Origin of the sequence: Pseudocnuella soli (assembly GCF_004347775.1) — a bacterium.
Classification (GTDB): Bacteria; Bacteroidota; Bacteroidia; order Chitinophagales; family Chitinophagaceae; genus Flavisolibacter; species Flavisolibacter aquaticus.
Map to the genome: position 1 here is coordinate 4,075,507 of NZ_CP037755.1, position 15,140 is coordinate 4,090,646.

General features: G+C 49.5%; 8 protein-coding genes. 5 read left to right on the forward strand and 3 right to left on the reverse strand.

Annotated features, from left to right (window positions below):
• Window positions 1-39 precede the first annotated feature (39 nt).
• On the forward strand, window positions 40-1,437 hold the full coding sequence (locus EPD17_RS16770; RefSeq protein ID WP_114235006.1) for an ammonium transporter: 1,398 nt from the start codon (window positions 40-42) through the stop codon (window positions 1,435-1,437).
• A gap of 186 nt (window positions 1,438-1,623) precedes the next feature.
• Window positions 1,624-2,694: an outer membrane beta-barrel protein gene (locus EPD17_RS16775; RefSeq protein ID WP_132055719.1), complete on the forward strand. Its 1,071-nt coding sequence runs from the start codon at window positions 1,624-1,626 to the stop codon at window positions 2,692-2,694.
• Between the two features lie 110 nt (window positions 2,695-2,804).
• On the opposite strand, the gene EPD17_RS16780 is transcribed toward EPD17_RS16775, so the two are convergent.
• On the reverse strand, window positions 2,805-5,384 hold the full coding sequence (locus tag EPD17_RS16780) for a phosphoenolpyruvate carboxylase (RefSeq protein WP_132055720.1): 2,580 nt from the start codon (window positions 5,382-5,384) through the stop codon (window positions 2,805-2,807).
• A 369-nt stretch (window positions 5,385-5,753) separates the two neighbouring features.
• Between EPD17_RS16780 and thrA the strand changes: the two genes are divergently transcribed.
• The 3 genes from thrA to thrC all read left to right on the forward strand — a co-directional run bounded on the left by thrA (window position 5,754) and on the right by thrC (window position 10,592).
• Window positions 5,754-8,198: a bifunctional aspartate kinase/homoserine dehydrogenase I gene (thrA, locus tag EPD17_RS16785; RefSeq protein WP_132055721.1), complete on the forward strand. Its 2,445-nt coding sequence runs from the start codon at window positions 5,754-5,756 to the stop codon at window positions 8,196-8,198.
• A gap of 106 nt (window positions 8,199-8,304) precedes the next feature.
• On the forward strand, window positions 8,305-9,225 hold the full coding sequence (locus EPD17_RS16790) for a homoserine kinase (protein ID WP_132055722.1): 921 nt from the start codon (window positions 8,305-8,307) through the stop codon (window positions 9,223-9,225).
• Window positions 9,226-9,290: 65 nt separating this feature from the next.
• Window positions 9,291-10,592, forward strand: a complete 1,302-nt coding sequence (gene thrC, locus EPD17_RS16795) for a threonine synthase (protein ID WP_132055723.1) — start codon at window positions 9,291-9,293, stop codon at window positions 10,590-10,592.
• A 148-nt stretch (window positions 10,593-10,740) separates the two neighbouring features.
• Here the strand turns inward: thrC and EPD17_RS16800 are convergent, their stop codons facing one another.
• The gene (locus tag EPD17_RS16800; RefSeq protein WP_240040652.1) at window positions 10,741-11,142 is read right to left on the reverse strand and encodes a Dabb family protein; all 402 of its coding nucleotides are present in this window, start codon (window positions 11,140-11,142) and stop codon (window positions 10,741-10,743) included.
• 152 nt (window positions 11,143-11,294) lie between these two features.
• A complete protein-coding gene (rpoB, locus tag EPD17_RS16805) occupies window positions 11,295-15,098 on the reverse strand; it encodes a DNA-directed RNA polymerase subunit beta (protein ID WP_114234999.1) in 3,804 nt (1,267 codons plus the stop codon).
• Between the last annotated feature and the right edge of the window lie 42 nt (window positions 15,099-15,140).

Below are 15,140 nucleotides of genomic sequence, written 5' to 3' on the forward strand. Positions count from 1 at the left end.
AACAGATAGTTATTTATTTAATTTAAAATTGCTACGTGTATGCTTAAATTCAAACGCTCCATTTCCTTCCTTATTCTGGGCGTTATTGCCTTAGGCGCAGCCTTCGTTCCCTCCCTCCCTACTTTCGACGATGGTGGCAAAATTTATAATAGCGCCGATATTGCATGGATTATTGTTGCGGCGGCCCTGGTATTCCTGATGACGCCCGGTCTGGCATTTTTCTACGGTGGCATGGTACACCGCAAGAACGTGATCTCTACCATGATCAAAAGCATCGTGGCCACAGGCGTGGTAAGCGTGTTGTGGGTAACAGTTGGTTTCAGCCTTTGCTTTGGCGACTCAATTGGCGGCTTTATCGGCGACCCTACCACGTTTATGTTTTTTAAAAACGTGCTGTCCGGCGCTCCTGAACTGGCTGGCGGTGCCACTAAGTTTACAATCCCACTGGCACTGTTTGCCATGTTCCAATTAATGTTCGCCATCATCACCCCCGGACTGGTGGTAGGTGCCGTGGCCGAACGCATCCGTTTTACTTCTTATGTTTTATTTATAGCCCTTTTCAGCCTGCTGATCTATGCCCCTATAGCACACTGGACCTGGCACCCCGACGGCTTCCTGTTTCAAATGGGTGCCCTTGACTTTGCCGGTGGTACCGTTGTGCACATTTCTGCTGGGTGCGCTGCTTTGGTTGGTGCCATTGTGTTGAAACGCCGCCAGGTGCATCTTGAGCAGAAAGAAATTCCGCCTGCAAACATCCCTTACGTACTGATTGGAACCGGTTTGCTGTGGTTTGGCTGGTTTGGCTTCAACGCAGGTTCTGCACTGGGTGCCAACGCACTGGCTGTTTCAGCTTTTGCCACTACCAACACGGCTGCTGCTGCCGCAGGTCTTTCCTGGATGTTCTTTGATGTACTGCGCGGTAAAAAACCTTCTGTATTGGGCTTTTGCATCGGTGCGGTGGTTGGCCTGGTGGCCATTACGCCTGCGGCTGGTTTTGTAGCTGTTCCGCAATCCATCACCATCGGTGTGGTTGCCGCGGTAATCTCTAACCTCGCTGTTTACTACAAACAACGCTCTACACTGGACGACACCCTCGACGTATTTCCCTGCCACGGTATTGGCGGTATGGTAGGTATGTTGCTGACTGGCGTGTTTGCTACCAAAACCATCAATGGGGCCGGCGCCGATGGCTTAATGTATGGCAATGTAGATTTCTTCCTGACACAGGTAAAAGCACTGGCCATTGTGGTGGCTTACAGCGTAGCCATGTCGTTTGTCATCTTTAAAATTGTAAACCTGATCCAACCGCTGCGTGTAGCACCAGAAGACGAAGAACTGGGCCTGGATGCATCGCAGCACGACGAAAAATACCTGCAAGGCACACTGCTGGTTGATAAAAAAGGAAAGATCGAAGAAGAAGCACTTTCTGAAATTTAATGCCCGCCCTGAATACAATCTAAAGGCAGAAGGGCAACAACCACTGGGGCCCTTCTCCTTTTCAACTTCCTGCCAAACAATACTTGTACCCCGTTTTACCAAAACAAAAAGGCACAGCACCGAATAAGCCTCTGATCCAGGCAAATGGGCTGCACCTTAATTTCTACTTACGTAAAAACCAAATCAATGTTACGAAAAATAATCTTTTCAGCAGTAGCTGCTGCGGCTACCTGCACACAAGTAAATGCTCAGGATTCAACAGAGGCGCAACCAAAATTAGCTATATCCGGGTACGTAGATGTGTACTATCGCTTTAACCTGAGCAACCCTAAAAAGGCCACCGACCAGTTCAACAACTTCACTTCGTTTACCAATTCGCAAAACTCATTTGAACTGAACATGGCTTCGGTAAAACTGGAGCACAGCTTTGGTAAAGTAGGCGTGGTGGCTGATCTTGGCTTTGGCAAAAGAGCCGAAGAATTTTCTTATGCCGATGACAAAACAAGGCTCGCAATCAAACAGGCTTATGTAAGCTACAGCCCACTGGCCAATGTAAAACTATCGGCTGGTAGCTGGGCTACGCATGTGGGCTACGAACTGGTAGACCCCACGCTGAACCGCAACTACAGCATGAGCTACATGTTTTCGTACGGCCCGTTTGCACACACCGGCGTCAAGGCCGATGTTGCTTTGGGTAAAAGCGGGTTCATGATCGGTGTAACCAACCCCACCGATTTGAAATCGGCCAACTTTGCACGCAAATTTTTGATTGCGCAATACAGCCTTTCAATGATCGACGACAAGTTGAAAGCGTATGTAAACTACCAGGGCGGCAAACCAGGCGATGGCCAGCGCATGAACCAGTTTGACCTTACTGTAACCGGTGCCATCTCCAACAAGTTTAGCATGGGCTATAACGGTACCGTACAATCGCTGCAGGCAAAAGAAAATGGCGGCAAATTTGGCGACGGCAGCAAATGGTGGGGATCGGCGCTTTATTTCAACTTAGATCCAACCGAGAACTTCGGTCTCACCTGGCGCACCGAGTATTTCTCCAACGAGAAAGCCGTGGTAGCGGCACCGGAAGCCAACATTTTTTCCAACACACTTTCTGCAAACTTCAAAGTAGGACCACTCACCATCATTCCTGAAATCCGTCTTGAAAACGCAAATACCGCCATCTATACAAAAGGCGACAAAATTGGTGCTGAAAAAAGCACTGCCAGCGCACTGGTTGCCGCGGTATACGCATTCTAAGGCAGCCAAGGTTCACATCGAGAAAAACAAAACAAGGGACACCATTTGGTGTCCCTTAATTTTTTGTGTAGCAATAAAAAAATGCAGCCTTAACTATTGCAAATCCGCTGCTAAGCCGAGTTGCGGCCGGCATTGATGATACCAAACGAACAGCGCACCAGCAGCCTTTCCAGCGATTCGCGGCCTTCGGCAGGATGCTGGCCTGCCTCAATTTTGCGGATCACGCAAATGGCATATTGCTGGATGGTAGTAAGCGGCAACACGATGCGTTCCCGCATTTGAATCGACAACTGGTCCACCGGGTAATCGGCCATCAGTTCGGTCTTATCGGTCAGTTGCAAAATGTAACGCTGCGTCAGCTCGTACTCTTCGTAAATCATGCGCCAGATTTCACCAAACTGTGGGTCATCGGCCAGGTATGCAGTGAGGGGGAAAAAGCATTTACGCATCGCCATCTCACAGTTATCAATAAGCGTTTTAAAAAAAAGCGACGACCGATACAGTTCTTTCAATTGGCCCATCTTGCCGCGGCTTTCCAACTCTTTCAGCGAACTGCCCACGCCGTAATAACCCGGCACGTTTTGTTTGAGCTGGCTCCATGAACCCACGAACGGAATGGCCCGCAAATCTTTCAGCGATAGCTTTGCATTAGCACTACGTTTTGCCGGGCGGCTGCCGATGTTGGTTTCGGCGTAAAACTTCAATGGACTTACATGCGACAGGTATGGCAAAAAGAGCGGATGCTCTTTCAACGCCTGGTACGATTTCAAGCCTTCGTCTGCAAGTTCCTGCATCAAGGCAACATCGCCATCATCGAGCAGGCGCTCCTTGCGTGGAAATAAATCATTGGTAATACCGGCATTAAGCAATTGCTCAATATTGAATTGTGCCGAATCGATGGTGCCAAAGTTGGATGAAACTGTTTGGCCCTGAATAGTCAGTTGTATTTCTTTATTGGAAATATTCTTGCCCATCGATGCATAAAACTTATGTGTTTTGCCACCGCCCCGTGCAGGAGGACCGCCACGGCCATCAAAGAACACCACATCGATGCCGTATTCTTTAGAAACCTGGGTTAATTCTTCCTTTGCTTTGTAAATGCTCCAATTGGCCATCAGGTAGCCACCATCTTTGGTGCCATCCGAAAAGCCCACCATGATGGTTTGCGTATTGCGGCGCAGGCGCAGGTGGCTTTTATAATCTTCGTTTTCGTACAGGCGGCGCATGATGTCCGGTGCATGGCGCAGGTCATCGATGGTTTCAAACAGCGGCACAATATCTACACACATGTCCGCTTTTTTCCAGCCACCCAGCAGGAACAATCCGTACACTTCCAGCACATTCCTGGCCTTGTTGCACTGGCTGATGATATAACGATGGCAACCCAGCTCGCCGTTTTCCTGTTGGATTGTTTTTACCGCACCTACCGAAAGCAGCGTGTCTTTTACCAACGGATCATCAAAGCTGTCGGCGTTGGCCGGGGTGCTGATTTGGGTGAGTAACCGCTCCTGCTCTTCTTCTGAAAGTTGCGCATAATTGGTGGGCAGCCCCGCGCCTTTTGCAGCAATGGCCTCCAGCACCTGCCCGTGGCTGTCGCTGTCCTGCCTGATGTCCAGCGATGCAAAATGCATCCCGAACACCTGCACTTTGTTGATCAACAGGTCGAGCTGGTTGAGGAACAAACCATTGTGCTGGTGTACCAGTATATCACGAATGGCCTGCAGTTTTTCCAAAATAAAATCGCGGGAAATATCCAGCTGGTGGCCCGGTATAAACAGGTTGGTGTACAGGCGTTCTTCCAGCTCGATGAGGATCACATCAAGCCCGCGGAAAGTAAGCCGCCGCTTTAGCTTGCGCACATCAAGATAATAACATTTCAGCACGCTGGAACGCAGCGCTGCCGCCACTTTCAGCGTTGTTTCGGTGGTTACGTTCGGGTTGCCGTCGCGGTCGCCACCGGGCCAAAAGCCCATATTGATCACCGCATTTTGCGATGAAAGTGCATGCGGGAAACGCTCTTTTAAATACGTAACAATGCGGCCTGCAGCGTTGTAAAAAATATTTTCTAAATACCACACCAGGCTCACTGCTTCATCATAAGGTGTGGGCTTTTGTTTTTTGAAAAATGGCGTTTTACCCAACTGCTGCAACAGCAGGTTTACCAGCTGCGCATTATTATCGGACAGTGCTTTGGAAAGATCGTGGATGATGCCCAATACCGGGCCGGGATAAAACTGCGTGGGATGCGCCGTAAGCACCAGCCGGATGGCAAAGTCTTTCAGCTTTTCAGACAGCTCCTCTTCGCTGCCCGTCTGCAGCACTTCACTTTCTAGGTGCTTGAGTGAGCCGGCACCATTGATGTCGTGCACTTCTTTAAAAGCAGCATCTTCCAGTGCATCAAACAGCACCACCTGCCGCTCCACGTATTGCACAAAACGAAACAGCACATCGATCTGTTCGCGTGGGCTGGAGAGCATGGTATAGCGCTGGAAAAAATCATCGATGATCTGCTCCGGGCTTTGCTTTTTCTTAAAGCCTTCTTCGCAATGATTGAGCAACAGCGAAAGCTGCACACCTGTTTTTTCGATGCGGTGAAACGGTAGTGAAGTAAATAGGGAATTGTACAGTTGAAACTTGATGCCGACACTGTTTTTAAACTGCTGCAATCCGCGGGAAGCGTTGTGATCCATGAACGTTTATCCTTTCAGTGATGAAATAGTAATCATTAATTTGATATGGCAGCATCCTTGCAAGCGTATGAAAGTACAGCGAAGGCAGCATTTCATAAAATAATTTTTATAAATTTTGCCTGTTTATTGAATAATCTTTACCTTGGCACTCTATCCACGTGTTTTATTCTACACACCATATCATTCCTTCCATTACGGCAACCGGCCTTACTATGACTATTGCCCGCACTACAACCATCACCATTATTACAACCCGAAAGGGTTGTCTGTAGTCATATTGCCTGTTGGGCCCCTGCGCTGAATACCGAGTTAACACTCCAATTTATTACGCTTATACAGTAACCAAACTGTTTGTTTAAATACCCTCAAATGTTTGTATTAAAATTTGGTGGCACTTCGGTGGCACATGCTGAAAATATAAAGAAAGTTACAGCCATCGTTCGGGAAAAAGTGGCCACGGGAAAAGCGCTGGTGGTGGTATCGGCCCTGAGTGGCGTAACCGATGCACTGCTGCGCTGCGGCACACTGGCGGCCCAAGGCAATGTAGCGTATAAACAAGACCTGCAGGAAGTAACCCAACGCCACCTCGATGCGGTACAAAACCTGCTGCCCCTCACCCACCAAAGCGCACTGCTGAGCCGTGTGATGCAGCAATGCCACGAAGTGGAAGACCTGTGCAATGGCATTTTCCTGCTGGGCGAATTTTCGGATCGTACCCGCGATAAGCTGCTGGCCTACGGCGAGTTGCTTTCTTCGCAAATCATTTCAGCTTACTGGGCATCGGAAGGATTGGAAAACCAATGGATCGATTCGCGGCAAATGATTGTAACCGACAGCAGGTTTACCAACGCCACCGTTGATGTAGCGGCAACCGAAGAAAAAATCAAAGACCATTTTGCGGCAGCAAATGCGCAACTCTTTATTGCGCCGGGCTTTGTAGCGGCCAATGAACAAGGTGTAACCACCACGCTGGGTCGCGGTGGCTCGGACTATACCGCGGCTATTTATGGCGCAGCCTTAAATGCAACGGAAGTGGAAATCTGGACCGACGTATCAGGCATGATGACCGCTGACCCAAGGCTGGTAACCAATGCACGCCCCATTGTGCAGATCTCCTACCACGAAGCCATGGAGTTGTCGCATTTTGGTGCAAAAGTTATATACCCGCCCACCGTATCGCCGCTGATGCACAAAGGCATACCGGTTTGGGTAAAAAATACGTTCGCACCTGCCGATTACGGCACTGTGATCAAAGCCGAAGTGGCCGGCAACGGCAATACCATTCGCGGCATTTCCAGCATCAACAATATTGCGTTGCTTTCACTGGAAGGCAGCAGCATGGTGGGCATCCCGGGCTTTAGCAAACGCTTGTTTGAGGCACTGGCCAACAGCAACATCAACGTGATACTCATCACGCAGGCATCGTCGGAGCACTCTATTTGCGTGGGCGTAAACGAAAACGCAGCCGAAAGAGCAAAACTGGCCGTGGACAAGGCTTTCGACCCTGAAATTGAAGCAGGCAAAGTAAACCCGCTGTCGGTTGAAACCGGCCTTTCCATTATAGCCGTAGTGGGCGACAATATGAAAAGCCACGCCGGAACCAGCGGAAAAATGTTTGCTGCAATCGGCCGCAACGGCATCAATGTGCGGGCCATTGCTCAAGGTTCATCAGAACGAAATATTTCCGCCGTGATCGCATCAGCCGATGTAAAAAAAGCAGTGAACGTGTTGCACGAGGCATTTTTTGAAACAACCTATAAGCAGGTCAACCTTTTTGTGATTGGCACCGGCAATGTAGGCGGCAAATTGCTGGCGCAAATGCAGCAGCAGGTGCAATACCTGCAGCAACACCTGCACCTGCAAATACGCCTGATTGGCTTGGCCAACAGCCGCAAAATGCTATTTGCCGATAACGGTATTGATTTAAACAACTGGAAAGCGCAACTGGACGGCGGTGAGCCTATGGAGTTGCAGCAGTTTGTGCAAAAAATTGAAGAAAAAAACCTGCGCAACTCCGTGTTTGTAGATGTAACAGCCAATGCGCAAGTGGCATCCATATATGACCAGTTGCTGGAGCGTAGCATATCGGTAGTGGCGTGCAACAAAATCGCTTGTTCATCACCGTATGTACATTACCGCAAGCTCAAAGATCTTTCCCGCGAATACAACGCTGCCTTTCATTTTGAAACAAACGTGGGTGCAAGTCTGCCCATCATTGGCACCATCAACGACCTGTTGCGCAGCGGCGATGCCGTGCAAAAAATGCAGGCAGTACTCAGCGGCACACTCAATTTTGTGTTCAACAATTACGACGGCACCCGCAGCTTTGCACAGGTGGTGCGGCAGGCGCAGGAAGAAGGCTATACCGAGCCCGACCCGCGGCTCGACCTGAGCGGTACCGATGTGGCCCGCAAGATCCTGATCCTAGCAAGGGAAGCCGGCGAGCAACTGGAAATGGAAGACATCACCAACCAGCCGTTTATGCCGGAAAGTTGCATGCAAGGCAGCGTGGAAGATTTTTATGCCGAAATGGAACGCCAGGAACCGCATTTCAGAAGCCTGCTGGATACGGCCAATGCGGAAGGTAAAAAGCTGAAGTTTGTAGCGCAATACCACAATGGCAAAGCCGCAGTGGGCCTGCAACATATTGACCCGGCACACGACTTTTTCCATCTTTATGGCAAAGACAATATTGTGCTGTTCTACACCAACCGTTACACCGAGCAACCGATGGTGGTAAAAGGCGCCGGCGCCGGTGCCGAGGTAACCGCATCAGGAGTGTTTGCCGATGTGATCAGGGCGGCGAGGATTTAATAAGCTGCAAGCTTTTAGCCATTAGCTATTAGCTTTTCTGAAATAACTTTTCCTTGCCCGATGCTATTAGCTAATAACTAATAGCTAACGGCCAAAAGCCAACCCAATGACTTCAATAAAAGTACAGGCGCCGGGAACGGTAGCCAACCTTGTTTGCGGCTTCGATGTGCTGGGCCTTTGCCTGGAAGCACCATACGATACCATGGAAGTGCGGCTGCTGAACGAACGCAAAGTAATCGTTCAAAGTGCCGATGGCTATCCCTTGCCCACCGATCCGTTGCAAAACACTGCCGGTGCGCCGCTGGTTGAAATGATCAAGGAGCTGGACGAATCCATCGGATTTGAAGTGCTCATCCACAAAGCCATCAAACCGGGCAGCGGCATTGGCTCCAGTGCAGCCAGTGCGGCTGGTGCCGTGGTGGCCGCCAATCATTTGCTGAACCTGCGTTTTAGCAAAGAAGACCTGGTACGCTTTGCGCTTTTTGGCGAAAAAGTAGCATCAGGTGTAAAGCATGCCGACAATATTGCGCCTTGCATTTACGGAGGCATCACGCTGATCCGTTCCATTTACCCACTGGATATTATTTCCATACCAGCACCCGAGCTGTATGTAACGGTGGTGCATCCGCAGATTGAAGTAAAGACCTCCGATGCACGCCAGATCCTGCGCAAGGAAGTTTTGCTGAAAGACGCCATCAAGCAATGGGGCAATATTGCGGGCCTGGTGGCGGGTTTTATGAAATCGGATTACGACCTCATTGGCCGGTCGCTGGAAGATGTGATCATTGAGCCGCTGCGCAGTATTTTAATTCCGGGCTTTGCCGAGGTTAAATCAAAATCCATTGAAGCAGGTGCATTGGGTGGCGGTATTTCAGGCTCAGGCCCTTCTATTTTTATGCTCAGCAAGGATAAAGATACCGCCGAAGCCGTGTCCAACATCATGCAAGAAACTTACCAGCGCATTGGGTTGGAGCACCACACTTATGTAACGCGGGTAAACGGACAAGGCGTTACCGTAGTTGTTTAGGAAACCATTTCTTATTTACCTAAACCACTAAATCTAAACCTTCAAATCATTTTCCAAACAGCAACATGCAATTTCACAGCCTCAATAAACAAGCACCCGCGGTTGATTTCCGCACCGCTACCATCAACGGACAAGCCCCGGATAAAGGCTTGTATTTTCCCGAGCACATTCCATTTCTGCCCAACGATTTTATCAACGAGATCAACTTTTACTCCAAGGAAGAAGTGGCATTGCAGGTGATTGCGCCTTATGTGGGCAACAGTATTCCGCGCAGCGAGCTGCAACGCATTGTTGCGGAAACAGTGGCGTTTGATTTCCCACTGGTACCCATAACCGAAAACATACAATCGCTGGAGTTGTATCACGGGCCAACGCTGGCATTTAAAGATGTGGGCGCCCGGTTTATGAGCCGGTGCCTTGGCTATTTTGTGCAGGGCCAAAATGGAAAAGTAACGGTGCTGGTGGCCACATCAGGCGATACCGGCGGCGCTGTTGCCAATGGCTTTTACGGCGTTGAAGGCGTAGATGTGGTGATTCTTTATCCATCCGGTAAGGTAAGCCCGGTGCAGGAGCTACAGCTTACAACCCTGGGTAAAAACGTGACGGCGCTGGAAGTGGCCGGCCGCTTTGACGATTGCCAGCGCATGGTTAAGCAGGCCTTTGCCGACGATACTTTGCAAAAAGAACTGTTTCTTACTTCGGCCAACTCCATCAACGTAGCACGCTGGCTGCCGCAGCAAGTGTATTATTTCTTTGCATGGCAACAGTGGGCCGATAAAGAAAACCCGCCGGTAATTTGTGTACCGAGCGGCAACTTTGGCAACATTTGCGCAGGTGTGCTGGCAGCACAATCGGGGTTGCCGGTACAGCATTTTATTGCGGCCTGCAATGCCAACGATATTGTGCCGCAATACCTGCAATCGGGCAACTATGCGGCAAAGGAAGCAGTTGCCACACTTTCCAATGCAATGGATGTAGGCGACCCCAGCAACTTCGTACGCATTCTGGAAATTTTTCAAAACGAATTTGCTGCACTTAAAAATAAACTGAGTGCCACATCAGTGTCGGATGAGGAAACCAAGGCCACTATTGCGCGGGTTTTTGGCGAACAAAATTATGTGCTGGACCCGCACGGCGCCGTAGCATATTTATCGCTGGAGCGATACCTGCAACAGCACCCGGCGCAAAAAGGATATATCCTTGAAACCGCCCACCCGGTGAAGTTTCCGGAGGCTGTAGAGCAGGCAACCGGGCAAAAGATTGAAGTGCCACAGTCGATACAAGGATTGTTTGGAAAAGAAAAACAAAGCATCAAGATGGAGCCGAGCTTCGAAGCGCTGAAGTCATTTTTGCTCGATAAAAAATAGCAGTGTAACTTTTATTGAAACCTTAAGTAAAGCCATTTGTAAACGCAATCTTTTTTTCAGCATTACAACAAAACAAAAAGCTCCAATCGGAGCTTTTTGTTTTACTAGGTTTATTGTTTTTGCTGTAGCAAAAAAAGGGTTTGTATCGTTAGGCGTCAACCGAATCGTACACCACTACTTTCTTCCACAGGTGGCTGTAGTTTTTTACAAAATCAAGGTGTACCGGGTCTACCTGGTAGCGGTCCTGTGCAGCCTTATCGCCAAACACCAACAGCCACGATACGGCATAGGAACGATCAATTACTTCGCGGTTTGTATCGGCAGGAACACCAATGTGGCTCATTTGAATGTCTTTGATTTTTACCAGTGTCCGCAGCCCTTCAACCAACTTATCGCGGTCGGCAGTGCTGGTGGGGTTATTGAGCCAAAAATAAACGTGGTGTATGAATTTACCATTGGCGGCATCGGCAGCTTTCACAGTGTTGTTTGCAATACCAGTTGCGGCAACAGCCATAGTGGCCTGCGCCAAAAATTTCCGACGGTTCTGCATGTGCATTAAGGTTTCGGTAAATGTACTACGCAACAAACTTTGGTATACATTAAAATAATTGAATGTTGCAAAGAGGCCAGCAATTGCCCATTGTTGAACACAAAAAAAGCCGCTTCTTTCGAAGCGGCTTTGCTATGTTTTTTATAAAATGCTTATTCAAACTTGAGGTCCAGACCCAGGCCACGCAGTTCGTGCACCAATACGTTGAACGACTCTGGAATGCCAGCGCGGGGAATGTTCTCGCCCTTAACGATGGCCTCATAGGTCTTGGCACGACCAATGATATCGTCCGACTTGATGGTAAGCAGTTCCTGCAGGATGTTGGCAGCACCGTATGCTTCCAGTGCCCACACTTCCATTTCACCAAAACGCTGACCACCAAACTGGGCTTTACCACCCAGGGGCTGTTGCGTGATGAGTGAGTATGGTCCGATGGAACGGGCGTGCATTTTATCATCCACCATGTGGTGCAGTTTGATGATGTAGATAACACCCACGGTTGCTTTCTGGTGGAAGCGTTCACCGGTTTCACCATCATACAGGTAGGTGTGACCAAACATTGGGATACCGGCTTGTTCGCAGAACGACGCAATATCTTCGGTGCTGGCACCATCGAAAATTGGTGTGGCAAACTTGGTACCCAGGTTCATACCTGCCCAACCCAGAACCGTTTCATAGATCTGGCCCAGGTTCATACGGGAAGGTACACCCAGCGGGTTCAGTACAATATCTACCGGCTCACCATTCTCGAGGAACGGCATGTCTTCGGCACGAACGATCTTGGCAACGATACCTTTGTTACCGTGGCGGCCCGCCATTTTATCACCCACTTTCAGCTTGCGCTTTACAGCGATGTAAACTTTGGCCAGCTTCAATACACCTGCAGGCAGTTCGTCACCAATGGAGATGTTGAACTTCTCACGTTTGTAACGACCGAGTTCCTCGTTGTATTTAATGTTGAAGTTGTGCAGCAGAATGTTGATCTGGTCGTCCACTTTCGCGTCGCCGGTCCAACCCAATGGGTTTACATTCTGATAATCGATCTGGGCCAGGTTCTTTTGGGTAAACCGGGCGCCTTTACCAATCAGCACTTCTCCAAAGTTGTTGCTTACGCTTTGGCTTGGCTTTTCTTTCAGCAAAGTCAGCAGCTTATCCAGCAACACCTCTTTCAGATCGCTTACATTCTTTTCGTGGATGCGCTCCAGTTTTTCGATGGCCGCTTTTTCACGAACCTTGGCGTTCTTGTCTTTTTTAGCACGCTGGAACAGCTTTTTGTTGATCACCACACCTTCCACACCGTTGGGTGCTTTCAGCGAAGCGTCTTTAGCATCACCCGCTTTGTCGCCAAAGATGGCGCGGAGCAGTTTTTCTTCCGGCGTAGGATCAGATTCGCCTTTAGGTGTGATCTTACCGATCATGATATCGCCTTCCTTGATCTGGGCACCGATGCGGATGATACCGTTCTCGTCCAGGTCTTTGGTAGCGTCTTCCGACACGTTGGGGATATCCGGGGTCAGTTCTTCTTCACCCAGTTTGGTATCACGTACTTCCAGTTCGTATTCCGAAATGTGCACCGAAGTGAACATGTCTTCTTTAACCACCCGCTCCGAGATTACGATGGCATCCTCGAAGTTGTACCCTTTCCATGGCATGAATGCCACTTTCAGGTTTTTACCCAGGGCCAGCTCACCATCTTTAGTAGCGTAGCCTTCGGTAAGGAAATCACCTTCGGCAACCTTCTGGCCTTTTTTCACGGCAGGCTTCAGGTTGATAGAGGTTTCCTGGTTGGTTTTGATGAACTTGGTGAGTTTGTAAATTTTCAGGTCTTCTTCAAAAGAAACCAAACGCTGCTCGTCGTTGCGGTTGTACCGAACATGAATTTCGTTGGCATCCACAAATTCAACTACACCTTCACCTTCAGCGTGAATCTGAATGCGGGCATCACGGGCAGCTTTACCTTCCAAACCAGTACCAACAATGGGCACATCAGGACGCAGCAGCGGCACCGCCTGGCGTTGCATGTTCGATCCCATCAGGGCACGGTTGGCATCATCGTGCTCCAAGAACGGAATCAGCGATGCGGACAAACCTACGATTTGGTTAGGGGCAACGTCCATGTATTCCACTTCGCTCTTGTCGAGGATGGGGAAGTCGCCGGTTTCACGGCTTACAATTTTATCTTCTGCAAAATTGTGCTTTTCATCCAGCGGCGTATTTGCCTGGGCAATTTTTGCATTGTCTTCTTCTTCGGCGCTCAGGAACGTCAGTTGCTTCATGTCCACTTTACCGTTGGTTACTTTACGGTAAGGCGTTTCAATAAAGCCCATTTCGTTGATGGCGGCGTGTACGCAAAGCGTCGAGATCAGACCGATGTTTGGTCCTTCCGGTGTTTCGATGGTACACAGGCGGCCGTAGTGACTGTAGTGTACGTCACGCACCTCAAAGCCGGCACGTTCGCGGCTCAAACCACCAGGCCCGAGGGCGGAAATCCGACGCTTGTGCGTGATTTCGGACAGCGGGTTGGTTTGGTCAAGGAACTGCGACAGCTGGCTGGTACCGAAGAACGAATTGATCACCGACGACAGCGTACGTGCATTGATCAGGTCAACAGGCGTAAATACCTCGTTGTCCCGAACGTTCATGCGTTCGCGGATGGTACGGGCCATACGGGCCAAACCAACACCGAACTGCGCATACAGCTGCTCGCCTACGGTACGAACACGACGGTTAGACAGGTGATCGATGTCATCGATCTCTGCTTTACCGTTTGTAAGGCGTACCAGGTATTTGATGATTTCGATAATATCTTCTTTCGTCAACGTTTTTTGCTCCAGCTTGGCGTTCAGGTTCAACTTGCGGTTGATCTTGTAACGGCCTACTTCGCCGAGGTCGTAACGCTTGTCGGAGAAAAACAGTTTGTCGATGATGCCACGAGCCGTTTCGTTGTCCGGCGCATCGGCACCGCGCAACTGGCGGTAGATTACCTGAACGGCTTCCAGCTCGGAGTTGGAAGTATCCTTGTTCAGGGTATTGTAAATGATGGCGTAGTCACCACCCACATCTTCGCGCTGCAGGAACACGGATTTTACATCCATGTCGGCAATCATATCAATGGCTTCTTCGTCGAGCACGGAGTCACGCTCCAGCACTACTTCGTTCCGCTCGATCGACACAACCTCACCGGTATCTTCATCTACAAAATCTTCAACCCAGCTGCGGAGTACACGGGCTGCAAGGCGTTTGCCCACATGCTCCTGAAGTGCTTTGCGTTCGCCCTTCACTTCATCGGCCATGCCAAACAGTTGCAGGATGTCGCGGTCCGTTTCAAAACCAATAGAACGCAACAGCGTAGTAACCGGGAACTTTTTCTTCCGGTCGATGTACGCATACATTACGTTGTTGATGTCGGTCGCAAATTCCATCCATGCGCCTTTAAAAGGAATCACACGAGCAGAATAGATTTTAGTACCGTTGGGGTGCACACTCTGGCCAAAGAACACACCCGGCGAACGGTGCAATTGAGATACAACCACTCGCTCAGCACCATTGATCACAAAAGTGCCGCGGGGGGTCATATAAGGAATGTTGCCCAGGAACACGTCCTGAACAATGGTTTGGAAGTCGATGTGCTCTTCGTCGTTACAACTCAGGCGCAATTTGGCTTTCAGCGGCACGGCGTAAGTAAGGCCACGCTCCATACACTCTTCAATGGTGTAGCGGGGCGGATCGATAAAGTAGTCGAGAAACTCCAGCACGAAGATGTTGCGTGTGTCCGTAATAGGAAAGTTTTCCTTGAACACCCGAAACAAACCTTCTACGTTGCGCTTGTCGGGAGTGGTCTCTAATTGAAAAAACTCTTTAAACGACTGAATCTGAACGGCGAGCAGGTCAGGCGTGTCGGCTATATTCCCGATCTTACCAAAATTGACCCGCTGATTCATTGTTGTTGAAGGCATATTAAATAATACCGGTTTAAGGTTTTAAACGAGCAAAAACTT

Bases quoted from the DNA above. Each gene is read 5' to 3' on its own strand.
- thrA (WP_132055721.1), top strand. From the start codon at position 5,754: ATGTTTGTATTAAAATTTGGTGGCACTTCGGTGGCACATGCTGAAAAT.
- EPD17_RS16790 (WP_132055722.1), top strand. From the start codon at position 8,305: ATGACTTCAATAAAAGTACAGGCGCCGGGAACGGTAGCCAACCTTGTT.
- thrC (WP_132055723.1), top strand. From the start codon at position 9,291: ATGCAATTTCACAGCCTCAATAAACAAGCACCCGCGGTTGATTTCCGC.
- EPD17_RS16780 (WP_132055720.1), bottom strand. From the start codon at position 5,384: ATGGATCACAACGCTTCCCGCGGATTGCAGCAGTTTAAAAACAGTGTC.
- rpoB (WP_114234999.1), bottom strand. From the start codon at position 15,098: ATGCCTTCAACAACAATGAATCAGCGGGTCAATTTTGGTAAGATCGGG.
- EPD17_RS16775 (WP_132055719.1), top strand. From the start codon at position 1,624: ATGTTACGAAAAATAATCTTTTCAGCAGTAGCTGCTGCGGCTACCTGC.
- EPD17_RS16770 (WP_114235006.1), top strand. From the start codon at position 40: ATGCTTAAATTCAAACGCTCCATTTCCTTCCTTATTCTGGGCGTTATT.
- EPD17_RS16800 (WP_240040652.1), bottom strand. From the start codon at position 11,142: ATGCAGAACCGTCGGAAATTTTTGGCGCAGGCCACTATGGCTGTTGCC.